Origin of the sequence: Pseudoalteromonas maricaloris, from assembly GCF_024746855.1 — a bacterium.
GTDB lineage: Bacteria > Pseudomonadota > Gammaproteobacteria > Enterobacterales > Alteromonadaceae > Pseudoalteromonas > Pseudoalteromonas maricaloris.
Genome location: NZ_CP024626.1, coordinates 808351 through 833558, shown reverse-complemented (window position 1 = coordinate 833558; position 25208 = coordinate 808351). Strand labels below are relative to the sequence as shown.

Below are 25208 nucleotides of genomic sequence, written 5' to 3'. Positions count from 1 at the left end.
TTATCCTCCAAACTGCTTAATAAGTGATTGAATGTAGCGTTTTGCGAGCGTTTCACTGTGATGAAACGCATGATGGTCAGCTTTGCTTAGCACAGCTCTTAACCAGAGTCCGTCAATCATACCGGCGGCAAGCTCAGCCGCTTCTTTTGCCTGTGCTCGCGGCATAAAAGCAGCAAACGAAGTCGCTAGGTTACTCTGCAGACGGCGACTGTTAACACGCTGTAGTCGGTGTAGCTCGTCATCGTGCATGGACTGCGCCCAGAAACTCAACCAAGTGCGCGTCGTATTTGACTGCTGCTGCACCATGGCAAAGTTAGCTTCTACGATATACATGAGTCGCTGCTCGGCACCACAACCTCCGTAGGTCTTGTCCAACAAACTGTATTTCAAGTTGTTTAATAGATAGCGCACGGTTGCTTCAATCAAGCCTTGTTTACCACCAAAATAGTGGCTGATGATCCCTGATGAGAGACCGGCTCTTTTACTGATACTATTAATCGTGGTTGCTTGTAATCCTAACTCGGCAACTGACTCTAAAGTGGCGTCAATTAGCTGCTGACGACGAACAGGTTCCATTCCGACTTTTGGCATAGCTTTTTATTAATTGACCGTTCAATTAAAATAAATCTTAGGGTGATAAAGATGAGACTTCAAGGTTGACTTTTTGTAAAAAGCCAAATTTTTGACGTTTGTACCTAGGTTAATCCCATGATAGCTAAGGGGTTTTAAAGGATTACAAAAAATCTTAAAAAATTTTAAAAAATCTGAGATTTTGCAGGTATTTGCGATAATTTACCGTTTTGATGTGACAATTTGATTAAGCTTGGTTTGACTATAAAACAATCAAAACCGAATCAAATAATGGAACTGAGTAAGACTAAACATCCTTGCTAGTTAAGATTTGAAAGCGGTAACGATTGGTAACTAGGAAATCTATTTGAGACAGTTGAAACCCCAAAAGACGCGTTTGACTGATAACTCGCCACTAACAATTCAATCTTAGGCTTAAGCGCTAAGATCGCCTCATCAATTTTACTTTTCAGCCTCGCACTAAAAACATTTTTACGCAGCAAAAAATGTACTTGGTTATCATGTACCACATAAGGCCAAGCCTGTGCAGCGTCAAGTCCTCGCTCTTTAATAAAATAGTTCCCCGTGATCATATCATCCACAATAAAATCAACGCGCGCTTTCATTAGCATTTCAACCCGCCGCTGCGCACTGGCAATACTCACAAATTGATCTTTATAGCGGGGATCTTGTTTAAGCTTATTAAGTTCCTCTCCATAGTAAGATCCGATGCTTAACCCTATGGTTTTCGATTGCTTTAGTAATGAAGCGAGATCGGCAAGCGCTGTGGGAGGTGATAACGAGAATAATCGCATACGTTCAAAACGGTAGGGCAGAGAGAAATCTCCGTATGCTTCTCTATCTTTAGTGTAGCTAACCATTACCGCGACATCTATCACTCCTTTTGACATCTCTTCAAAAGTGCGAGCGCTGGAAGGGAGGCGAATATAGGTGGTACACACGGCAACATGCTGGAACACCATTTCGGCAATGTCTACGTCTAGGCCCCAAGGTCCAAGCTCATCAAATACAGTTAATGGCGGCCAATCGGCAACAACGCCGATATTCACCGTTTTACTGCATTCACTTGCACTGGCAGGGGGAATTACCAAGCCCCACACCAAAATAATCGTGCCAATCAAGTTATTCACTGATATGTACTGCTTAACCATGACACCTCGTGAGCAAGTCTATGACAATCGGCCTTATAACATGACGACTCTGTTCATTGCATAGGCACTATCTTTAGTAGTAACAATATATTTACCTAAAGCCTAGATTACAATGCCTAATTATTAAACTATTTAAATCAAAAAACGTATCCGTGCTCACAGAAACAAAAAAGCGTGACGTAAACCCCCTTTACATCACGCTTGTTTTGGCACTTTATGGCTGATATTCGAATACTTCTTCAATAGAGACATTAAATACATGCGCTATCTTAAATGCTACTTCGAGCGAAGGTGAGTATTTTGCAGCCTCGATCGCCATAATCGTTTGTCTCGTAACACCCACTCGCTCAGCAAGCTCTTTTTGTGTCATTTCACCGCTCATAAAACGCAGCATTCTGATTTTGTTTTTTATTGGTAAATCAGCCATACACAGCTCCCAAACGAGCTTTGACGAGCTGAGTTCCATAACCGACCAATTCAGCCAGCAAAAATGCAATCACTAAAATATGAAGTGGTGCAAATGGTAGTTCAAAAGGAAGCGCTTGCGACCAATCTTGCGCTTCGGCAGAATACTGGAAAATAGAGATACACACACCAACCTGAAGCACCCAGTAGGCAGGTTTGCACCCAGATAGCGCAATCAATTTTTCACGTTCATCTAACGGCTTATCCATATCTTTATCACTAACAAAGCTCAGTAGCAGCTGACCTGCAATAGATGTCACGATAGAAATAACAATCACCTTGAGCAACAATCCTGATACCCAACTCGGATCTTGACGTAACTGTTCTGTAGCCGCTGTTATTTCGCCTAAATAAAAATACAAGATATAACCTGTTACCAAAAACTCTATCGCAATCGTTAAGTCACGGAAACTCAACGAGTCTAAAAACGCTTTAATCTTATTGTTGCTTTCCATGTTACCCTCACTTTACTCAAGGTTAAGTATTTTTTACATTAAAAGCGTAAGCTTTGCCCAACCATAAGTCAAACATTTTTTACTTTAAGTCAAGTTTAAATAACCAACCTGAACTTGGGATAAGAAGTTAGTTATTAAACTAAAATACCTAAGCTCAAAAGTGTAATATCACTCTAGCCAGAAGTTATTTCTTAATACAAGGCAAATTTGTGCGTCAATAGCTGGCCTATTGCAAGCAAACTTAACGCAGTAGTAAGGGATAACAGCTGCTAAAGAACAAGTTGTTATCCCGGGTTCGGTTAACTAGAAACGTTTTCGAAACTCGCTTGGTGTTAAGCCCATACACTTATTAAACACCTTGCGGCAGGCTGTCGTATCCTCGTATCCGACTTGGTGCGCAATCCAATCAAATGGCTTACTCGTGCTTTCTAATAAATCACACATTTTCTGCACCCGAAACCGTTGCAGATATTGATTTGGGTTGAGTCCGAGCACCTTAGCAAAACGTCGCTGTAAGGTTCTTTGCGTAAGTAGAGCGATATCAGCTAGTTCTGTAATTGAAATATTGCGACCATAATGGGTGTTAATGTATTGCTGAGCGCGCAGCACAGCATCATCACCATGTTGAAAGTTTGGCTGAAATTGATGATAGTAGCTCTGCTCCCGCTGAGCCGTATCTACGACAAGCGTTTTGCCTAACTTGCGCATGACTAAGTGACCGCTATATTTTTTGACTAGCTCTAATCCAAGATCAAGCCATGACATCATACCGCCAGCCGACATAATATCATTGTGATCGATTAAAATTTTTCGCGTATCGATAGGCTGGTTAGGAAAGTGCCGTTTGAATGCCTCAGTTAACCCCCAATGCGTGGTAAGTAAGCGCTGATGACTTAGCCTCGAGGCCGCAAGTATAAAAGCCCCCGCACAAGCAGAAGCGATAACTGCACCTCGTTGGTGCTGCTCGGTTAACCAAGCAAGTAATTGAGGTTCAGGTTTGAGGTAGTAATCAGAACTAACACTCGGCGGCAATAACACAATATTGTAATCCCCCTTTACAGCACTACTAAAGGTGACAACATGTGCTGTAAAGCGGGTATCCTGTGACTCTTCGATACAAATTCTATCTGCTAGAAAAAACAACTCTTCTAGACCATACACAGCCGACTTCATCGCATAAGGATAGTGACAAATCGCCACTTTGATTGGTTTCATCTACGTTGTCGAATTTGAACTCAAAAATGTCATTTTAGACACTCCAGTCAAAGTTACAACTCCAGCACAATACCTCTGCAAATTAACTAACGAGGTAAAAAAATGAACAACAGCGCACTATTGGTGATCGACATTCAAAATGACTACTTTCCTGGAGGGCTTTTCCCGCTATGGAATACCAAAAATACACTAGCAAACATCAATTCAGCTATCAAAAAAGCAGCAGAGCAAAATATGGAAGTCATTTATGTCCAGCACATAGCTAATCCAGAGCAAGGAAAAGCACCATTTTTCAATGCCGACACAAGCGGTGTAGAGCTTCATAATGGCCTACGCCAAGCGCGAGAAAACGGCCACCATATCGTAAAGTCCTACGCCGACAGCTTTGAGCAAACCTCCTTAAACGATTTGCTCCAATCTAAAGGTATCGACACTTTATATATCTGCGGCATGATGACACAAAACTGTGTAACCCATACCGCGCTATCGAAATCGGCGGAGCAGTACAATGTCTACATTCTCAGTGATTGCTGCACTACCATAGATGAAATGATCCACAAAATTGCACTCAACGGTGTTTCAACACGAGTACCTTTGATTACCGTGTCGCAAATATAGCCTATAACTGCGAGATATAAATAGAAGCTCGTCGTGATAAATCACGACCTACAAACCCAACGTAGGTCGAGGCTTGCCTCGACACATATCTCAACAAAAACCTCGACAAGCACCTAAATAATCCTCGATGAAGAAGCTCGTCGTGATAAATCACGACCTACGAACCCAACGTAGGTCGAGGTTTACCTCGACACGTATCTCAACACATATCTCGACAAGCACCTTAACAATCCAGATGAAAAAGCTCGTCGTGATAAATCACGACCTACAAATCCAACGTAGGTCGAGGTTTACCTCGACACAAGCAGAAAAACCAAAAAGGCTGGATTGACCAGCCTTGATTTGAGTGACATCGAAATGAAAAGGTGCTAACTAGCCTGCGATTTGTAGGCTTGTCGATAAGCGTGAAGTAGCGGCTCGGTGTAACCATTGGGTTGTACTCGGCCTTCAAATACCAAAGATAACGCCGCTTTATAGGCGAGGTTTTCACTAAGCGGTTTATGGTCATTGAGCATTGGTTGGTAGAGGCTGTCACCTTCGTTTTGACCATCTACAACAGCGGCCATGCGTCTAAAGGTTTTTTCTACTTGTTCTTCGCTACAAATGCCATGATATAACCAGTTAGCGATATGCTGGCTTGAGATCCTAAGCGTTGCTCTGTCTTCCATTAATCCAACGTGATTGATATCAGGCACTTTTGAGCAACCTACGCCTTGGTCTATCCAGCGCACCACGTAGCCCAAAATGCCCTGCGCATTATTGTCTAATTCGGCTTGAATATCCTCCGCAGACAAATCGTTTTCTAACATCAGCGGGGGCGTAAGTAAGTTATCAAGCGATGCTTGCTGACGTGTTTTTATCTCAAGTTGGCGTGCAAACACATCCACATAGTGATAGTGCATCGCATGGAGCGTTGCTGCGGTAGGAGAGGGCACCCATGCAGTATTAGCACCAGACTCAGGATGGCCTTGCTTTTGCTCCATCATCAGCGCCATTTTATCTGGCATTGGCCACATTCCTTTGCCTATTTGTGCCTTTTTCCTAAAACCGGTTTTAAGGCCAATATCCACGTTTTGATCTTCATAGGCCGCTATCCAAGATTGTCCTTTAATTGCCACTTTGGGCAATACAGGGCCCGCCAGCATTGAGGTATGAATTTCATCGCCCGTTCTATCCAAAAAGCCAGTATTGATAAATACTACACGCTGCTTAGCAGCAGCAATACACGCTTTTAAGTTTACCGAAGTACGGCGTTCTTCATCCATAATCCCCATTTTAATGGTATTTTTGGGTAGCGAGAGCAGCGCTTCAACTCGGCTAAATAGGGTATCAGTGAAAGCGACTTCTTCAGGCCCGTGCATCTTTGGCTTCACGATATTGATACTTGCTGCCGTCGAGTTTTTAAACGGACTATTGCCTTGTAAATCGTGCAGCGCAGCCGTGCTTGTCATGATGGCATCTAAGATCCCTTCGAACTGCTCGTTTCCTTCTGCATCCAGTATCGCTGGCGTTGTCATTAGGTGGCCAACATTGCGCACAAACATCATAGAGCGACCTTTTAGTGTCATACGCTGGCCTTGTGTATCTACGTAACTTCGGTCGGCATTTAGCGTCCGAGTCAGCGATTGACCTGACTTTTCGAAGGTCTCACTCAAGCTCCCTTTCATCAAGCCTAACCAATTTTGGTATACCAATACTTTGTCGTGTGCATCCACCGCCGCAACTGAGTCTTCACAATCCATGATTGTCGTAAGTGCAGCCTCAAGGACGACATCTTTGATCCCGGCTTTGTCTGCCTGTCCGATCGGATGGTGTGGATCAATTTGGATCTCAATATGCAGATCATGGTGGCGCAACAATACCGCGCTTGGATTTTGTGCCTCCCCCTGATAACCCACTAGCTGATCAGGCTTTTGCAGTGCAACTTGGGTACTGTCGTTGAGTGTAATCACCAAATTGCCGTCTAGAATCGCGTAGTTCGTACTTTCTATGTGAGAACCTTCAGCCAACGGCAGTGCTTTATCGAGGAATTGCCTAGCATAAGCCATGACTTTAAATCCACGGTTCGGATTATAGGCTTGAGTACGCTCAGCACCATCCTCTTCGCCAAGGACATCCGTTCCATAGAGCGCATCATACAAGGAGCCCCAACGCGCATTCGCCGCATTGAGCGCAAACCTTGCGTTACTGACAGGCACCACTAACTGAGGACCGGCTGCGCTCGCAATTTCAGGCTCTACATGTTCGGTTTTGATGGCAAAATCTTCAGGCTCAGGCTGCAAATAACCGATAGATTCAAGAAATGTCCGATATTCTGCAGATTGCCAATCAGGATGAGAGAGGTGGTAATCGTCAATTTGCTGTTGCAGGATATCGCGTTTGTTGAGTAACGCTTGGTTTTGCTTCCCAAGTTCCGAAAAAATATCCACTACGCCTTGCCAAAATTGATTGACCGCGATCCCCGTACCGGGAAGTAAAGATTGCTCAACAAACTGCGCCAGTGGAGTCGCAATTTGGAAGCCTGAATGAGTGACATACTTGCTCATGGAGAGTCCTTGATTAACATTTTTTGAACGGGATAGGTCAAACATAAAACAATTTTTGGAAAAACGAACCCCTTTTCCCATTCACAAAAAATATACTCGTAATAATAACTATAAATTTAAAAAATCTAATTTATCGGCCTAGTGTTTAATTAAGCCCGCAGCCAACCACTCTCACACCAGTTGGTTTCGTGTAACAAACAACCAGAATTTAATTTGATTTATAGTACCCGTTCAAAGGAAGCTAATTATGTCTCAGTATCAAACTCAGTTAGATCATTTCTCTAGTCTATGCCAAAGCCAAGGAAAAACTTGGCAGTCTATCAGTCCTGAGTATGCCAGCCGTATGCACCTACAAAACCGTTTTAAAACCGGTTTGGACATTGCAAAATACACGGCAAAAGTGATGCGTGAAGACATGGCAGCGTACGACGCAGATAGCAGCCAATACACGCAATCGCTTGGTTGTTGGCACGGTTTTACCGCGCAACAAATGATGATGGCAGTAAAGCGTCACAATAAAACCACAAAACGCTCTTACGTATACCTAAGTGGCTGGATGGTTGCTGCACTGCGCTCAGAGTTTGGCCCACTACCTGACCAAAGTATGCATGAAAAAACAGCGGTTCCAGCTTTGATTGAAGAGATCTACACCTTCCTCAAGCAAGCCGATGCGCGAGAGCTAGATCATCTCTACAAAGATCTTGATGCAGCGAGAGCAAAAGGCCAAGATACAACAGAGATCCTTAGCAAAATCGATAACTTCGAAACCCATGTAGTGCCTATCATTGCTGATATTGATGCCGGTTTTGGTAACGAAGAAGCAACCTACCTATTAGCTAAACAAATGATTGAAGCGGGTGCTTGTGCAATTCAAATCGAAAACCAAGTATCGGACGCAAAACAGTGTGGCCACCAAGCAGGTAAAGTAACGGTTCCCCATGAGGACTTTTTAGCTAAGATTAACGCTGTACGATATGCTTTCCTTGAGCTTGGTGTTGAAGATGGCGTTATCGTCGCACGCACTGACTCATTGGGTGCAAGTTTGACGCAAAAAGTGCCAGTATCAAAAGCGCAGGGCGACCTTGCGAGCCAATACACCAGCTATTTAGACACCACGCCAGTTACCTCGGCCGCTGACTTACAAGAAGGTGAGATGGCAATTAAATTGGGTGGCGAACTGCAAAAGCCAGTTCGCTTAGACAACGGTTTATACCAGTTCAGAGCAGGCACGGAAAAAGATCGTGTGGTTCTAGACTGTGTAACCAGTCTTCAATCAGGCGCAGATCTATTGTGGATTGAAACCGAAAAGCCAAATATCGAGCAAATTGCCGAGCTAGTTAACCGAGTTCGCGAACAAGTGCCTAACGCTAAGCTTGTATACAACAACTCGCCATCGTTCAACTGGACATTAAAATTCCGTGAACAGGTATACCAACAATGGCAGGAGCAAGGTAAAGACTTATCGGCATACCCAAATCCAAGCGCGGATGCAAAAGTATTGATGGCGCCAGAGTTAGACGCAACCGAATTGGCAACAGAAGCCGATCTACTGGTGCAAAACTTCCAGCGTGACTCGGCAAGAGAAGCGGGGATTTTCCACCACCTTATTACACTGCCAACTTACCATACAGCAGCACTCAGCACTGATATTCTGGCTGAAGGCTATTTTGGTGACGCGGGTATGCTTGCCTATGTACGCGATGTGCAACGACAAGAAATCCGTCGCGAACAAGCATCAGTTAAACACCAAGACTTGGCAGGCTCTAATATCGGTGACACGCACAAAGAGTATTTCTCTGGTGAGAACGCACTCAAAGCAGGTGGTGAAGCCAACACCATGAACCAGTTCTAAATATTCGATTTAGATAACGACTTATATAGTTCCTTAATCAGCAAGGGCCGTCAGGCCCTTTTATCTATTGTGGATCAGATTTTTACTAGCTTCTGATAACTTAGATCACGTATTTACCAACGTCAGTTACTCAGATCATATTTTTACTAACCTAGACCTATTTGAGATCAGAATTTTATTAACTCAACACCTAACGATCCCGATCTTTACAGTAAAGATCTAAGATCCAGACAAAAAAGAGCGCATTTGTGACTTTTTTCACTTTCACAAACCAAAATTTTACTAACTAAACCAGCGACAGGTCACATTTTTACTAACTTACTTAGTAAAATTTTGTTCTGAGTTTATTTTGACTAAAAATCAAAATATGACTAACCTCAGATTTATGAGCACTTCATTCTGCTGTAAACCCCCTTTACACTTTCCATATTTACCCCACTTTTCCATGTAAAACTATAAACTGATTACAGTACGTTGAAGTTGATACATGACCCCCATCAAGAACTTAATAAAAGCAGTAGCACTGCTTACAGCGATGCATTGTCAGGCTGGGAATACAGTTATCAAGGAAATAGAAGATTTAGAAAAGGCAGGCAAATACACCGAAGCCTTAGTTAAAATTGAAACGGCCAGCGTCAGTGAAGAAGAAGAAACGCGATATCAAGCGATTTATTTGCAGGCCATGATTTATCGAAAGCAAGACTTATATGAGAAATCAATATCTACCCTTAGCTATATCGAAAAGCAGTTTTTCCTTACCGAAGCGCGCAAATATGATTTATACAGAGAGATAGGAATTAACTATCGTAACTTAAGCCAGCTTGAGCAGGCTGAGTCTTTTTACTTAAAAGCGCTCGCTTCAGCCGAAGCGATGAACAAGTCAAGTTTAGTGGCGCAAACCTATAATAATCTAGGTGTTGTTGCCGACCACAGAAATCTGCTTGCGCAATCTATGCAATATCATTTAAAAGCCTATGAATTACTAAAAGGAACTGATCAGTACGAAAAGCAAGGGGCTAATTTTTACAATCTTGGTGATATTTCTGTGCGTATGGGGGATGAGGAAAATGCAGAGTATTTCTTCCAACAAGCTCTCGTTGCAGATAAAGCTTCAAAAGAATTACGTAATGTCGCAGGCACGGCCCTTCGCTTGGGAGAGCTGAAGTTTAAGAACGGAAAAACGAACGAAGCATTAGCGCAAACAAAAGAGGCCATTGAATTTCTAAAAGAACTCAATGCTAGGGTTTCACTCGCTAGAGCATATCGTAACTCCGCATTGATCCATATAGCCAAGGCAGACTTAGACAATGCCCTGTCGGATGCACTTGCAGGCATTGAATATGCCACTCAAACCAGTTCAACGCTGCAACAATTTTACGCCTACCTGACGGAGCTAGAAGTTAGGCTAAAACGCAAAGAATTAGTCAAAGCAAAAACACTCCTCACCAAGCTGGACGCCCTAACCGAAATTGAAACGGCAGAGCTACTGCTCGAAAAATATCATCGCCTTAAGGCGATAACGCTTGCTGCACATCATGAATACGCCCAAGCCTATCAGTTTATGAAGTCGACTTCAGAGCTGCAGACTCAACTTCATGAAGCGTTACTCGAAAAACAAGTAAGTACCTATAAAGCCAGTATTGACGCGCTTATTCAATCTCAACAACTGGAACAAGCCCGCTCTGCACAAGCCATAACCGAGGTTAACTTACAAAATGCAAAGCTTTCCACACAAATGTGGGTGATCACAGCAATCTCGACCTTTTTAGCTGGATTATTTCTAGTCGGATTTTTTGTCGTCAAACATAGAAATGCGGCGCTAAAAGCAAAAATGTATCAATTGAATATTGAGCATAAAGATAAAATGCTGGCCGATATTTCCCACGAGTTACGTACGCCACTTAGTGTCTTAAAACTCCATATCGAAGCGATGGAACACAATCTTATTGATGACAGCACGATTGCATATGCCAAGATCAACAACAAGATAAATCAGCTAAATGAATTGATCTCGAACGTATATCAATTGTCTCAAGCTGATCATGACGCGCTTGTGATCCACCCTCAACAGCATGGCGCGAAAACGGTTATCCAAAGCTATGTGTACGATATTGAAAGATTAGTAACGAGTAATCAGCTGCAATTTATCGCCGACATTCACGTCGATGATATGAGTATTTACATTGATAAACCAAAGCTGGATAGGGTTATCGATAATCTTGCTAAGAATGCATGTTTATACACAGATAAACCCGGCAAGGTAAGGTTTAAAGCCGTGGTCAATAAACAAGGACTATTCCTACAAGTAGATGATAGCTCACCAGGCGTATCTGAGGCCGAGCAAAACAAACTGTTTGAACGCTTGTACCGTGTCGAGGCATCGAGAAGTCGTGCAACAGGAGGCTCAGGTCTTGGTTTATCTATTTGTAAGAGCTTAATTGAAGCGATGAATGGAAAAATCACAGTGAAGTCCGGGAAGTATGGCGGTTTGTGTATTCAGATAAACTTACCTCATGCGATAGATGTGCCAGCATAAAGTACCCGCATAAAATGCGAGTTGATATTAAGTAAGTAAAGTACAAAAGGCCAAGCATCTGCTTGGCCTTTCGTCTTTCTAAGCTTGCTTAGAATCGGTAGCTGATGTTGCCATACACAAAACGACCATCGGTGTTATATGCCGAGAATGCAGAGTAAGGAAAGATCTGGTTAAACGTTGTATAACCAATATTACTAACAGTATCTTGTGGATATTGATCAAATAGATTGTTAGCGCCTACAGCAAACTTCCAGTTGTCACCTAGGTTATAAGCCACTTCTAAATCAGTGATCCATTTAGCGTCTAATACTTCATCGCCCTCTACTGCGCTCGAAGAATCTACCGTTTCACCATAGCGTGTGGCACGTAATGTCGTCTGCCAATCGCCAAATTGCCAAATTGCAGCTAGGTTCCATTTGTCTTTTGGTGTCCCATCTTCAAATCGTGCAATTTCACGACGAGCAAAGTACTCATAGCTGTCACCAAGGGCTTCAAGCTCAGCAGGGTTTGCTTTTACATGCGTCACTTCAGTGTCATTGATGTTTACCGCGGCACTTAAACGCAGATCACCGTAGTCGGCAAGATCAAAACTGTACGTTGCCACGATATCCACACCTTGAGTACGCGAGTCGATAGCATTAGTGAAGTACCTTACACTTTGCGTATTGAGCTCACCCGCTTGCTGCAAAATATTAATGACCTCAGGACCACCTAAGTTCTCAGAAAGGACGATGCGATCGTCGATGTCAATTCGATAGGCATCCACTGTAAATGAGAACGCGTCTAGTGTGTAGACAAAGCCCGCCGTCATATTGACCGACTCTTCCGGTTCAAGCTCTCGAGCACCCAGCGCTTTTGCAGCTGCCGTATCAACAGGGAAGTGGCCAACTTCACTCGGTACGCCATTTTCAAATACCGTAGCAATTGATTTATAGGACGTTTGAGCCAATGAAGGCGCTCTAAAACCTGTGCTTACTGCACCACGTAGTGAAAAGTTATCCGACACCACATAGCGCGATGCCAGTTTACTGGTGAAAGTGCTACCAAAATCACTATAATCTTCAAAGCGACCCGCCAAGACGACATTCCAGTCCTGCGTTAAGTAGGTATCAAACTCTGCGAATAAAGCGATGTTATGACGAGATTCATCGACAGCACTTGCTGGTGAGAAACCAGCGAGCACCTGCGCACCACCAGCTGCAACGGGATTGCCTTCTGCATCAAGCACGGTGAGGTAAGAAGCTTCTTCACCGACTTCTATTTCATAGGTTTCGCGGCGATATTCTGCACCAATCGTGAAAAATACGTCATCCGGTAAGCCCAAATCCAATGCCGTTTTAGCATCAGCATTCACAAGCCACTGTGAATAAACTAAAGCGCCGTTATTAAACTCAGTCGGGCTTGTTACCCCCATCGAAGTATTCAAACTATTTACGACACCCAAAGCGAAGTCATTCACACCATAGTTTGTACTGATATCGTAATCCCACTCACCTTGAGTGCCTTTTACACCAACCGCAAAAGAGTAATCATCTACATCGCTGACGATTTGAGGCAAGAAGCCATCTGGGTATACCGCAGTTAAGTTGCGGCTGTCATTTGCGCGACGATAGAAACCACCGGAGTTACCTTCACGTGTCGAGTAACTACCAAATGAATAAAGCTCGGTTTCCGCATCTAGGTTGTAACCCGCATTGTAAAATAGTGCAAAGTCTTCCACTTCGGCTTTACCAAAACGGTGGTTGTAGCGATCGAATGAAAACTCTCTTGAGTCAAGTTGACCATTTTCATCACGAGCATATTGCTCTCTTGGATCGAAGCCTGAACGATTAGTTGGTTTTTTATCTCTATATTCGGCAGACAGATTAATAAAACCATCATTACCTAAAGCAAAACCAATGTTGGCACCAATCGTTGTAGTACCACCATCATTACGCTTGCGGTCATCTCCTAATACAAAGTCTAAATCGCCCTCAGCGTTTGCACGGGTTTGTAATAAGTCAGGGACACCTGCCATCTGTGTATCGTGCTCACCATAGGTCACACTAATACTGCCGCCTTCTTCTGCATCTTTAAGCACAATATTAATAACGCCAGCAATGGCATCGGAGCCGTATTGAGCAGCAGCGCCATCACGTAGTACTTCTATACGCTTAATCGCGGCAGCAGGAATGGTATTTAAATCAACCGCCGTTGAACCACGACCAACGGTACCATTTAAATTCAATAATGCGCCAGCATGACGACGTTTACCATTTACCAGCACTAAGGTGTGATCCGGTGCTAAACCTCTAAGCACTGCCGGACGGGCGTGATCCGTGCCATCCGCCAGCGTTGAATTTGGGAAGTTAAAACTAGGCACTAGAGTTGTTAGTACTTGGCTTAGCTCCAGCTGACCTGTACTTTGCATATCTTCTAAAGAAATCACATCTACCGGCACCGTGCTCTCGGCGACACTACGAAGACTTCTTCGCGTACCAGTGATTTCGATGACTTCAACACTTTCTTTGGCTTCAGTGTTGTTACTTTCTGCTTGCGCATGAATTGAAATAGTTGAAAGAAGCGCGGCACCGACAGCCAACGAGATTGGCTTGCGAACAGCGTTTTCCAGCTTGTTATTAATAAATTGCATAGTTTGTCCCGTGAATATGTTGAACGCAGAGTCTGTAAAAGACCGATTACTACTTAATTTAGTCGATATAAAGATAAATCAAGACTGAATAAGGTACCCAAGTAAATAACACAAAATGTGGTACGGTACCCATTCAACTTATGACCAAAATGTTGGTACTTACTAATTCAATACCAGCCTAAAATTAGGTCACTATCATAAGAAAAGACGCGGATTTTAGAATTATTCTTTCATCAATAATAAAGAATTTTTTGATCTACCTTATACCTCATAAGGGCACTGGTCTGATGTTTGCCCACTCCATCTTTACTCCACATTGAAGCGTTTAAATACCAGTATGCAGAAACGGAGAGTACCAATGACACAACGGACGCTAAAACATGCTGAGTGGTTAAAAATTGTTGAATCTAGAGCGAGCCAGCAGCAACTTCAAATAAAGCCAAAAAATAAACTATCACCTGCTGTGATTTGGACTTTTGTACTAGCCACTATTATTTCACTGGTAAGTGCATGGGCATTTGTTACCGAAACGCCTGAGGCACCCACTCAGCAGCTTAGTAAAGAATCCCAAATGCGTATCAACCGCTACTTTACCAAACAGTATATGGTTGGTAGCTGGCAGTTCTCACATTTAAAAACCAGTAAAGATGACATCAATGTGTTTATCCGTATCCCGACTAAACTTGCATTAACGGGACAGGCACTTAAGGGTTATATCGAGCAGTCACTATGCCCACCGGCCAGTAGCAATGTTTGGCGTGATGTCAGCCAGTTTGCGCTTTATATGCACTTGTATTCGGATACGCCACGCCACAGTGACTATGCCAAGTGCAAGGCACCTTAATCATTTCAGGTTAAATTCTTTTATCTTTCGTTCAAAGGCCCAATGGGCCTTTTTTGGATTTCAAGCGTTATTTCGAGCTATCGTGGTTGCCAAGCTGACTTACCGGCTCGAGCTCAAGTTTAGCTTTTTCTTCGAGTTCTTCGGGTAGCTCCTTGACTACGGCAACGCCTAGCTCTTTAAATTCAGAAGCTTGCTTAATTAAGTTGCCTTTACCCATATATAACTGAGAAAACGCTCGCTCGTAGCTCTCTTTTGCTTTATCAAGCTGTTTACCCACCCCTTCCATACTATGTAGGAAGCTATTGAGCTTGTTATAAAACTTCTCAGCTCGAAGCGCCAGCTCTCTGGTGTGCTTGCTTTGCTCTTCAAAACGCCATAACTGTTTAACGATATTAAGACTGGTTAAAAGCGTTGTTGGCGTTGCCACCAATACATTATTTTGTAAAGCGTCCTGATAAAGCGTTGGCTTATGCTTAACCGCCTCAACAAATGCAGATTCCACAGGGATAAACATGATGACCACCTCTGGGGAGTTAAGACCTGGTAAGCGCTCATAAGATTTACTACCCAACTCTTTGATCCGTGTAGTGATGGCTTCAGTGTGTGCCACTATGGCTTGATTCGCTTCACTATCGGTTGTGGCATTAATATACCTTGTATAGGCATTCAATGAGGTTTTCGCGTCAATTACCAGGTGACGAGATTGCGGTAAGTAAACCACGACATCAGGGCGAAACTTGCCTTCATCGGTATTAAAGTTGACTTCTCGCTGATAGTCGTAACCCGGACGTAGCCCAGCGCTATCTAGCACATTTTCGAGCATGAGTTCGCCCCAATTACCTTGTGCTTTCTTTTGGCCCTGTAACGCAGTGGTCAAACGATCTGCTTGCTCAGTCATGGCTTTATTATTGGCTTGTAAGTGCAGCAATTCAGTTTTCAATGACGCTCGTTGCTTAAGCTCTTCACTATGAATGGCTTCCATTTTATCTCTAAAGCCCTTTAACTCACCTTGTACTGGCTGCAACAATTGCTGGATTTTTTCTTTACTTTGGTGACTAAAGCGCTCGCTTTTCTCATCAAATATTTGATTCGCGAGATTGTGAAATTCTTCTTTCAACTGGACTTTCGCATGCTCAAGCTGCGCGAGCTGCTGCTCAAAGCTTAGTTGCTTTTGCTCCAGCAAGGTTTGCAGATTGGCCATTTCAACTTCTAACTCATGAGCATGCACTTGAATTTCTTCCTTGGCATCTAGCTCTCGCTGCCACAGCTGCTGATATTCAGCAGCTTGCCGTTGACGCTCAGCTAATCTTGCTTGCAATTGCTGCTGTTGGCCATGACTTTGTAGTTGCTGCGCTCTTAATTGCTCAGCGAGTTGCTCGGCTTGGCTGAGTTGCGACCTAAGTGCTTGCTCGGAAGCGAGTTGAGTATTGAGTTGATTTTTGAAAGTGCTGCGCATGACCCAAACAACGGGAAGTAGGGTAGCCGCACCGCCTGCAAATAGCGCAAGACTAAACCATGCAGGCGTATTGGAGAGCATTGACCAAAGCATATTGAGATCTCATCGGTTCTTCTACTTTGATAATACCTTAGATATAAATTTCAATCACTTAGTCATTCAGTGATCTGTTGACCATTGTAGCGATATCCGGCGCCATATACCGACTCTACAATTTTAGGAGATAAATCTAATCCTTTGATTTTCTTTCTGATATTTTTAATGTGACTGTCGATTACACGATCCGAAATATCAAAGTTATCCGGTTGAATATAATCAAGAATTTGCTGTCTTGAAAAGACGCGGTTTGGTGCGTCATATAAAAGCGCAAAGACGTCAAACTCAACTTTGGTTAAGCCTAATGTACTGCCATTCAGTTTAACCGTTAATTCTTCGCGATTTACTTCGATAGGCTTTTGATACGCATTGGTATTCACACAACGACGTAAGATCGCTTTCATGCGCATCACTAATTCAGCGGCGCTAAAAGGTTTACATACATAATCATCTGCGCCGACTTCTAAGCCCTTTAAGCGGTCTGCTTCTGCCACTTTGGCAGTCAGCATCACAATAGGTACTTCAGAAAACGCTCGAATTTGACGCATACACTCTACGCCATCTTGGTTCGGCAACATGATATCCATCAAGATTGCATCTGGTTGGTTTAACTTTACCCAAGATACAACTTCTGCACCGTCTGCAATATGAAACATTTCAAAACCGGATGCTCTAAAAAACAACAGCACCTGCTCTGCAATATCTTGGTCGTCTTCGACGAGCAAAATTCTTGATGGGGTAGACATAGGATTTATTTACTCTTTGCTTTTAACTTTTTCAATTGTTGTCTAACTTGACGCTTTAACTTGTCTGAAAGCGTGTCATCGAACAGTAACATGGTTAGTATACTGGACAAGTCTTCTGAACTCGCAACTTCATTAAGTAGATCATAGTCTGATTCTGATTGTGTCTCAATAAAGTTTAAGTGTGAAATTGTCGCATCGTAGCAAAGCATAACGTTATCCTAATTGGTCTATGGCGTTTATCCGTTGTAGCTATTAAAGCGCGAGATTATGGAATAAAAATGGAGTGAAAGATGTTTTAGAGCCAGAAAAAAGAAAAGCCAACTTAATTAAGCTGGCTTATTACAATCAGTAACAAAGGGGGAAAATCAACATATGCCTACTGTTTCAACAATGTCACAACAAGCACTATCATAGACCTTCACCTTTGTTGATTAGTTCCAAATTATTTTTAATTTTTTATCAGCGCTAGCATTTGCGACTCGTCAAACTGACCAAGATTGACACCAGACTCAGCAAATAGGGCGTCAACAAGGGCTTGTTTATCGCGCTGCATCTTAAACACTTTCTCTTCGATAGAATTCGCCATAATCAACTTGTACACGAATACCGGCTTATCTTGTCCGATACGATAGGCGCGATCTGTTGCTTGATTTTCTACCGCAGGATTCCACCAAGGGTCGAAATGGATAACCGTATCTGCTTGAGTCAAATTTAAACCAGTTCCCCCTGCTTTTAGGCTTATCAAAAAGACATTGCACTTGCCTTGAGTAAACGCCTCAATGGCTTTATCCCGTTGCCTTGTCTGCCCTGTCAGCATGGTGTATTTCAACTGTTGCTGTTGGCACTGCTCAGCAATGAGATCTAACACGCTGGTAAACTGGCTGAAGATAATTATCTTACGGCCCTCGCTGAGTAGCACAGGCAGGTGTTGTGCAAGCCACTCAAATTTAGCGCCATGTTGGTCGGTCAGTGATTTATCAACCAATTGTGGATGACAGCAGATCTGACGTAACTTTAACAAGGCATCGAGGAATGCCAGCTTGCTTCTTTCAACGCCTTGCTCCTGAAATAGATTGAGCAATTTGCTTTCTACTTGGTGCTGAACACCTTGATATAGCTTATGTTGTTCATCAGAGAACTCTAATTCTTTGATGAGTTCTGTCTTATTGGGTAACTCTTTCACTACCTCAGCTTTTGTACGACGAAGAATAAAAGGTGCGATCAGCGATCTGAGTTCTCGAGCTCTAGGGCGATCTTGTTCTTTTTCTATTGGGATCTGGAAGTGTTGTTTAAACTGCTGCTTAGTCCCCAGCACATCAGGCATGACAAAATCGAGCAGCGATTTAAGCTCGAGTAAATTGTTCTCTACCGGTGTGCCACTTAAACAAAGTTTGAAACGCGCGGATAGGCTCTTTACGCATTTAGATATTTGTGCGCTTTCGTTTTTAATATATTGCGCCTCATCCAACACTATCGAATCAAAATCAAGCCCTTTATAATACGCCACATCACGCTTAAGTAGCGGATACGTCGTTAGAATAAATCGTGCACCAGACAAGTTAGTAAGTGCTTCCTCTCTATTGGAGCCATGAATAATAGTGAGAGGTAGGTGCGGTGCGAAACGTTTAAATTCGTCACGCCAGTTCCCCACTAAACTCGTCGGACAGACAATTAAACTTGGTTGTGTCACTAGCGTATTGTGCTGAGAAATAAAGTAAGCAATAACCTGAAGCGTTTTTCCAAGGCCCATATCATCGGCCAGAATGCCACCTAGCTGATGACGATTAAGGAATTTAAGCCAGTTAACACCTTGCACTTGATAATCTCGTAGGGTGAAGCTCTGTCCTTCGCTGGCAGGGATCACGTCAAGATTTTCTATCGGTTTATCTAGCTCAGCGAGATATTCAAGCAGCTTTTGATCGTCTGAGTCAGCATGAATATGAGTCAGTTCAAACAGCTTTTTGGCATACGACAACGGAAATTTAAATTGTGAGCTCGAAAGGTAATAACTAAAACGAGATTTCAGCTCCAGCAATTCATCAAATATGGATTTGCTAATGGCATAGAACTGCTCGCCGATTTCGACGTAGCGATATTCATGGGCGAGGTTGTTAAGCTCATGAACCGGATGCTTATCCCAGTTGAGCGTAACGGGCTTGTCATCTAACATCACCTTTCCGAGCACATGATGTTGTTTATCTCGTTTAAGGCTTAACAGCACTTTAGGTGTAACAACGAGGCCATTGCTTGGCAGCTCGTCAACAATCCAACGTTTACCTTGTAAAAGCGGCCTGATCTCCCGGTTAAACCAATGGACTTCAACGCCATCCTCAGTTGGTAATAAAAATTCGTCGCCCTCATGGACAAAGCCCAGACCTGTGAGTACTTGCTCCAGCCTTGCTAACTGCTTTTTCGTCGCGCCTTTTCCAAGTGGCTCAATTGCAAAGCGAATTTTATTTGGCCTATCTAGTTTTATAAGCTTAGCAACATTAGATTGCTTACTCGCTAACTGCGAAAACCCTGCAGGAGGCGCAATGACATCATCCGTAAAGATATCTTGGAAACGTGCCATTACCTGCTCTAGCTTTTCAGCCGTGATGGTAGGCATAGTATGAAGGTGGGCGATTTCCTGCGCGGTAAGCTCTGACTCAATTCGGCCGACGACCAAGTTTTCGGTATCTAGATACACCGGAGGTTCGGTTTTAATCAAGCGCCAGTGTTCAACATTCGCTAGACGGCTTTTCAGTTGGTATTCTTTGCCTTCTTGATGCCAGTAAAAATCTAGCGTTTGCTTGTGCCCAAGCTCCAAAGGTTGGCGCTGGTTGCGATAAAAACAGCGATGGGTATGTACAAGTTGTGTGAGTGCATTAAAGCCCCAGGCGCCAAATAGCTCAAAATGACCCGGTGTATTTTGCGAGCGGATCCAGCTAAATAAGCGAAAATCGTTTTCTAATAAACCAGCAGGAGCGACCTGACTGTTAAGCTGCTGCTCGGTTAACACTCGACCTAAGGGGTAAACACCATCGGGCCGATTTGGCGATACCTTAGGACTTACAAGGACTTCGTTTGCTCGAGGCTCTAACACAAAGAGTAAGACGTTTTCCGCGTCTGCTTTATCGACTTGCTGCAACTGCCCGAGTTCATTAAACCAGTCATTAACCAAATAAGCCTCACCAAAGCCACCAGAATGTTCGATTTTAAGTTTGAGCAATACCGCGGCAATGTGCCGACATTTAGGATTATTTGAACAAGAGCAGTTTGCTTCGACCGAAACGGTACCTTGTGATTGGTTTATTTTGATGTGCTGAGTGAAGGTATTGCCGTAATTTCCCAATACCTGCGCGTCGATTTGCGCAAAGTTTTCGCTGTGTTGAAGGTAGCAGACTTGTTCGTCTTTCAAATACTCCTTAGCTTTCGCAAGTAAAGCTGAATTGAAGTACTGACGAAGAAAACGTTCAGACAAAGGAAATTGATTAGCCTGCTCCTGTTTGATTTCTTCAAATAAGGCGAAAAGTTGCTCTTTAGATAACTGCGAAGACATTAAGTGCACGTCAAAATTAAAATAAAAAGCCAGTATATGAAATTAGTGATTTGAGCTAAAGAGAGAAATGCGAGAAATTCGCTAAAAAAGGACTGGTTGGAGGTCAACTGACTAGAAAAAGCGCCGAGTTGCTTGATAATTCAACCAACGCGGCAATTTTTGAACAAACCTTAATTATAACTGCTAAGTAATTTTTGCAGTTGTTCCAAACGCTTATCAGTCAATACTCGATTATCTATTTTCACGGTAACATCACCGCTTTTAAGATTTCTTTGTACTCGAATGTAGTCGTTCTCTAGCATGGATTCCACACGTGAGTCGCTACTTCCGAAAGTAGTCAAGAATTTGGTGATCTGAACAGCACGTTTCTCATCTGACATCTCTTCAGTCATAAAATCTTGCGCTTTAAGTGCAGCAATTTGCTCTGAAAACTGCTCAGGTTGTTCTTGTTTCGCAGTGATGAGCTTTTTAGCCGCTTCACGGCCTAAATGATTCGCAGTTGGATACAACTGCAATACTTCGACCGGAATGCTTTCATAAGCTTTCAATGCGTCTGCGATAGCTGTGTGAGAAACACCTTCCACGGCAGCGATTTCTCGATACGATCCTTTTTGGCCTTGTTCGATCAAGTTATGCTTAGTATCAAAATAGGCTTTACCCAATTCCCAAAGGCTCGGGGCGATGTATTGATCGGAAGATACCGCTAATGTTTTTGCATCTTCGTCACTAAAGTCTTTCGAGCTCAACACCACGTAATCTGCTTCAGCCAGCAAACAGGCTTTACGGCGTCTTGAGCCTGATAAAACGTGAAGTTTGCCATTGTGATGCCAACATAGAGCAGGGTGGAGATTTCGCTTATCTTTTTTAATGGCAGGTAATATATCTGCGACTGCTTTTTCGCTTAATAAAGATTGCTCGCGGCGATTCTGCCCATAAACTGTGGTTTTACTCTCAATTTCGCTAAACGGCACTACTTCACAGGTTAGTACTATGGTTTTTGTCGGATCGCTTGGCGCAGGCATAGTAACCACATCGCCCACTTTAGCCTGATCTAAAAGATCATCGAGGCTACTGCCTTCAACCGCAGTAGCAAAAGGATCTATTCGTGTGTCATTTTTACGTTTTCTAGCCATTATTAATACCTTTTTATTCTGCTAGCGAGGATTGTGTTGAAGGCCAATTTGAACGGATCAGCATCTCTAATTCATCAACCACGTCTTTGATATTTTCTTGCGCTTTTAGCAATGCTTCACGACTTGCCAAACTATCTGAAGTCTTTTGGTCAAAAATAGTGTTAAACGATGAAGAGCTCGCTGTAATTGCAGAGCTGTGATTGATTGGGTAACTCATTACTTGACGGCCAAAAGCACTACGTACATCTTTAACTATATCGCGCTGAGAATGGTTGCCTTTAACATAATTAGTGACCAAGAATTGCATAAAGTCCCAGCCTTCATGACCAAGAGCTGCAACAGTATGGTATATCTCACCAAGACGCTTCAGGTATTTATTATTAGCGTCGAAGTCTACGGCCTCTGGGTGTACAGGTATTAACATAGCCGTAGACGCCATCAATGCGTTGTAGAACATAAAATTAAGTGAAGGCGCGGTATCTACGAGGATAATATCAAACTCGTCTTGTACAGGCTCTATAACCTTCTCTTTAAGCTTATGGTAATGACGTGTCTTTTCGTAGCTTGAACTTTCTTTTAACTCTGTTGCTGTTTCGTGCTCAAAGTAAAAGTCATCCATACCAGAAGGTAATACGCGAATATTTGGAATGTGGGTTTCTTGGAATGAATTAGAGACCAGATCTTTCCATGTTTCACCTTCATCTAATTCAATGCAATCTCTCATCAGATCGCCAACAGTGATCGGTTCATGATCATTAGATGGAAAAAAGCTTGATGACGATCCTTGTGGATCAAGATCAATGATCCCGATGCGATAGCGTTTAATATTAGTTGTAGCTAGTGCTGCTGCGATATTCACTAAACTTGTTGTTTTACCACAACCGCCTTTCAAACTATTAATCACGATGACTTGTAATTTATCGCTAGACTTTCGTTGATCAGCATTTACACCGAGAACATCTGCCATCGCAAAGATATTTGCTAATGTGTATGCATAATGACCGTTTGCGCCTTTCTTTATATTGATGGTATCAAAGTCACCTTGGTCATGACGTCTTTTGAGTGTTCTATTATTTACACCAAGTAGATCTGCAGCAGCTTTTTGCGTGTAAGTTCTAAGCTCTTTTTCTTCAGTTTTAAGATGAGCTCTATAATGTTGAATACGACCAGCAAGTGATTGTTCTGCTACTTCTGCAGTAGCTTTTAAGAGCCGGTACGTTGATAGCGCATTGTTATTTATAGACATACACATTATCCTTTATTTGATAACGATTATTATAATGTCCATATATTTTGCTGTAAACACAAAAAAACAAAGACATTTGTAATTTTGATTTACATCTAAGTATAAATAAGAAAGTTTAGATATGGTTAAATATATAGGTATTAAAGGCTAAGGCAAAGAAATTACGACCTATCCAACTGTTTTACATAACTTTTTTAAATTTTTATAGATCTACTTTTTACTAGGTTAAGATCAGATCTCTTATAACTCCGAGATCGAAATTTTACTAACTACTATTTCAAAAAGTTATATATAAACAGCTTATGCACAGAATTGTTCACAGATATGGTAGTGGAGATCAACTTTTTACTAAGTAAGATCAAATAGTTATGCACAGATGATATAAGATCATGTGCTTTAAGGTATGTATAGATCTGATCTCTACCTAGCATAGATCAGATCTTTACTAATTAATGATAGAGTTTTCCACAAGGACGTCTGGTTTGTCGTTGTAATTCCGCTAAATAGGGCTTAAACAAAGGTTTTTCAGCGTTAATTTTACCTCTGTTAGTAAAAGTTTGATCTGAAAATAGCGCCTACTTAGTAAAAAAATGATCCCAACAAAAAAAATTACTTCGGATCACTTTTTTACTAACTTTAATCATTAACTTTTTCTGTCGAATATGTTGTTATTAGACGTCATGAAAATTTGGAAGTAAAACAATGAGCCGGAAGGTGAACATCTCTGTTGACAATTTGCCCGATTCACTTCGTGGACAGATCCATGGTGTAGAAAGTGCAATCGATAACGAAAGTTTGGCGTTGTTTACGGATAATAAAGATGTTCGAGTATCTTTAGAAAATGCTGCCCATGGGTTAAGAGCTTATTCTAATACCTTTAATCATTACGATTTATGGGGACGCTTTGTTCGTTCGGGACATAAAAAATTACCGTTAGAAGAAGCGCCTAAAAAAACGATCGTAACGAGAAAAATATCTGAAAAAGTAGATGGTATTCTATACGAAGGTGAGATAAAAATTACGCCAGCTGTTGTTAGTACTAAAAAAGATGGTGATGACGAAGAGTTTTTAGTTTGGCCATCTGACCGAGAAGAAAAGGTCGAGCGCGCGCTGATCCGTCTAGCTTCTAAAGGTAAGATTGTTAAAATAAATTTTAAGTCCGGTATTCAATACGCAGTTATTTTTTCGATGAACGAGCTTGCTCAAGAATTAAAAGCTGTTGGTCAATCAATGCCTTATCCGCAAATTAAGGAATCTTTGGAAGCCCTTCAAGGTTCTAAACTTTCGTTCAAATATACGGCTACAGATACTAAAAACCCAAGTATTGATGATTCATTTTACGAATCAAACATGAACTTTCTGTCCTCACTACATTTTAGTGGTAAAAAAGGACAGGGCGGCAACATCAAATGTGTTGCATGTTTAAATGCATTTGTTCATAACATGATCGATAACTTGGAGTATAAAGGCTATTATTTCAATAGTGCTCAAGAGTTAAAACGTGGTTTATCTCGTTGGATGATGCTACGTTTGTATCATCTATGGCGTTACGCAGCTCCAGGTAAAACTTATCATTTTCGCCTAATTTCAATTATGGAAAAATACGGCTCAATTTATTCTGATGATGAAATTACAGAGAATAAATTGAAGGCACTTCGTCGTGATATGACCACAACAATGAAAGATTTGATCGAGAAAGGGGCGATATCCGAATACAATATTTCAAATGTTAAGGATGAAAAGTCCGGAAAAATCGTTGATTATGTGTACGAAATGCACCCATCTGCTCAGTTCTGTGACGAAATATTGGCTCTTAATAAACACCATAAACGTATCGAAATTCAAGGTGGAAAACGTATCGTTGAAAATGTCGAAGTAATTGATGAAGATACATTAGAAGAAATCGTCAAAAAATAAGATTTCCCATTTTGGCTAGAATGGTATTTCTAGCCAAAATAAAGAACTTTGATATCAAAGCTAATTTCTATCCCAACTGAGGATACTTTCCGACCGAAATTTATCACTATCTAATTCTTCAAAACGATGCAGTCTAAAGAGCTAAAAGCCTTCTTAAAAATTTTCTGT

At 42.2% G+C, this 25208-nt stretch carries 18 protein-coding genes; 5 read left to right on the top strand and 13 right to left on the bottom strand.

Going from position 1 to position 25208, the window contains the following annotated elements:
* From betI to CTT31_RS21375, 5 genes are all read right to left on the bottom strand, one after another.
* Complete coding sequence (betI, locus tag CTT31_RS21395) at positions 1 to 591, bottom strand: transcriptional regulator BetI (RefSeq protein WP_260492487.1); 591 nt, start codon at positions 589 to 591, stop codon at positions 1 to 3.
* Between the two features lie 299 nt (positions 592 to 890).
* A complete protein-coding gene (locus tag CTT31_RS21390; RefSeq protein WP_211856916.1) occupies positions 891 to 1742 on the bottom strand; it encodes a substrate-binding periplasmic protein in 852 nt (283 codons plus the stop codon).
* Between the two features lie 214 nt (positions 1743 to 1956).
* Positions 1957 to 2169: a helix-turn-helix transcriptional regulator gene (locus tag CTT31_RS21385; RefSeq protein WP_045988593.1), complete on the bottom strand. Its 213-nt coding sequence runs from the start codon at positions 2167 to 2169 to the stop codon at positions 1957 to 1959.
* Positions 2162 to 2662: a hypothetical protein gene (locus CTT31_RS21380; protein ID WP_010605544.1), complete on the bottom strand. Its 501-nt coding sequence runs from the start codon at positions 2660 to 2662 to the stop codon at positions 2162 to 2164. Before CTT31_RS21380 ends, CTT31_RS21385 begins: the two co-directional genes overlap by 8 nt.
* A gap of 303 nt (positions 2663 to 2965) precedes the next feature.
* The gene (locus CTT31_RS21375) at positions 2966 to 3877 is read right to left on the bottom strand and encodes a GlxA family transcriptional regulator (RefSeq protein ID WP_260492486.1); all 912 of its coding nucleotides are present in this window, start codon (positions 3875 to 3877) and stop codon (positions 2966 to 2968) included.
* Positions 3878 to 3979: 102 nt separating this feature from the next.
* On the opposite strand from CTT31_RS21375, the gene CTT31_RS21370 reads away from it, so the two are divergent.
* Positions 3980 to 4495 (top strand): cysteine hydrolase family protein, encoded by a 516-nt coding sequence (locus CTT31_RS21370; protein ID WP_260492485.1) that lies wholly within the window; start codon positions 3980 to 3982, stop codon positions 4493 to 4495.
* A gap of 368 nt (positions 4496 to 4863) precedes the next feature.
* Here the strand turns inward: CTT31_RS21370 and CTT31_RS21365 are convergent, their stop codons facing one another.
* A complete protein-coding gene (locus CTT31_RS21365) occupies positions 4864 to 7041 on the bottom strand; it encodes a malate synthase G (RefSeq protein ID WP_260492484.1) in 2178 nt (725 codons plus the stop codon).
* 247 nt (positions 7042 to 7288) lie between these two features.
* On the opposite strand from CTT31_RS21365, the gene CTT31_RS21360 reads away from it, so the two are divergent.
* Entirely contained in the window at positions 7289 to 8893 is a 1605-nt protein-coding gene (locus CTT31_RS21360) for an isocitrate lyase (RefSeq protein ID WP_039495346.1), read from the top strand.
* 487 nt (positions 8894 to 9380) lie between these two features.
* A complete protein-coding gene (locus CTT31_RS21355) occupies positions 9381 to 11429 on the top strand; it encodes an ATP-binding protein (protein WP_260492483.1) in 2049 nt (682 codons plus the stop codon).
* An 88-nt stretch (positions 11430 to 11517) separates the two neighbouring features.
* Here the strand turns inward: CTT31_RS21355 and CTT31_RS21350 are convergent, their stop codons facing one another.
* Positions 11518 to 14061 carry a TonB-dependent receptor plug domain-containing protein gene (locus tag CTT31_RS21350; protein WP_260492482.1) on the bottom strand — a complete coding sequence of 848 codons (2544 nt, stop codon included), beginning with the start codon at positions 14059 to 14061 and terminating at the stop codon, positions 11518 to 11520.
* Positions 14062 to 14419: 358 nt separating this feature from the next.
* On the opposite strand from CTT31_RS21350, the gene CTT31_RS21345 reads away from it, so the two are divergent.
* Positions 14420 to 14905 carry a hypothetical protein gene (locus tag CTT31_RS21345; RefSeq protein WP_039495343.1) on the top strand — a complete coding sequence of 162 codons (486 nt, stop codon included), beginning with the start codon at positions 14420 to 14422 and terminating at the stop codon, positions 14903 to 14905.
* A 67-nt stretch (positions 14906 to 14972) separates the two neighbouring features.
* On the opposite strand, the gene CTT31_RS21340 is transcribed toward CTT31_RS21345, so the two are convergent.
* The 6 genes from CTT31_RS21340 to CTT31_RS21315 all read right to left on the bottom strand — a co-directional run bounded on the left by CTT31_RS21340 (position 14973) and on the right by CTT31_RS21315 (position 23123).
* Positions 14973 to 16454 (bottom strand): DNA recombination protein RmuC, encoded by a 1482-nt coding sequence (locus CTT31_RS21340; RefSeq protein ID WP_260492481.1) that lies wholly within the window; start codon positions 16452 to 16454, stop codon positions 14973 to 14975.
* 62 nt (positions 16455 to 16516) lie between these two features.
* A complete protein-coding gene (locus CTT31_RS21335; RefSeq protein ID WP_260492480.1) occupies positions 16517 to 17203 on the bottom strand; it encodes a response regulator in 687 nt (228 codons plus the stop codon).
* A gap of 5 nt (positions 17204 to 17208) precedes the next feature.
* Positions 17209 to 17412 carry a hypothetical protein gene (locus CTT31_RS21330; RefSeq protein ID WP_010376203.1) on the bottom strand — a complete coding sequence of 68 codons (204 nt, stop codon included), beginning with the start codon at positions 17410 to 17412 and terminating at the stop codon, positions 17209 to 17211.
* Positions 17413 to 17651: 239 nt separating this feature from the next.
* Positions 17652 to 20744, bottom strand: a complete 3093-nt coding sequence (locus tag CTT31_RS21325) for a DEAD/DEAH box helicase (RefSeq protein WP_260492479.1) — start codon at positions 20742 to 20744, stop codon at positions 17652 to 17654.
* Between the two features lie 170 nt (positions 20745 to 20914).
* Positions 20915 to 21877, bottom strand: coding sequence for a ParB N-terminal domain-containing protein (locus CTT31_RS21320; RefSeq protein ID WP_017216877.1), 963 nt, complete (start codon positions 21875 to 21877; stop codon positions 20915 to 20917).
* 13 nt (positions 21878 to 21890) lie between these two features.
* The gene (locus tag CTT31_RS21315; RefSeq protein ID WP_017216876.1) at positions 21891 to 23123 is read right to left on the bottom strand and encodes an AAA family ATPase; all 1233 of its coding nucleotides are present in this window, start codon (positions 23121 to 23123) and stop codon (positions 21891 to 21893) included.
* 702 nt (positions 23124 to 23825) lie between these two features.
* On the opposite strand from CTT31_RS21315, the gene CTT31_RS21310 reads away from it, so the two are divergent.
* A complete protein-coding gene (locus tag CTT31_RS21310; RefSeq protein ID WP_017216875.1) occupies positions 23826 to 25040 on the top strand; it encodes a hypothetical protein in 1215 nt (404 codons plus the stop codon).
* The last annotated feature ends 168 nt before the right edge of the window (positions 25041 to 25208 follow it).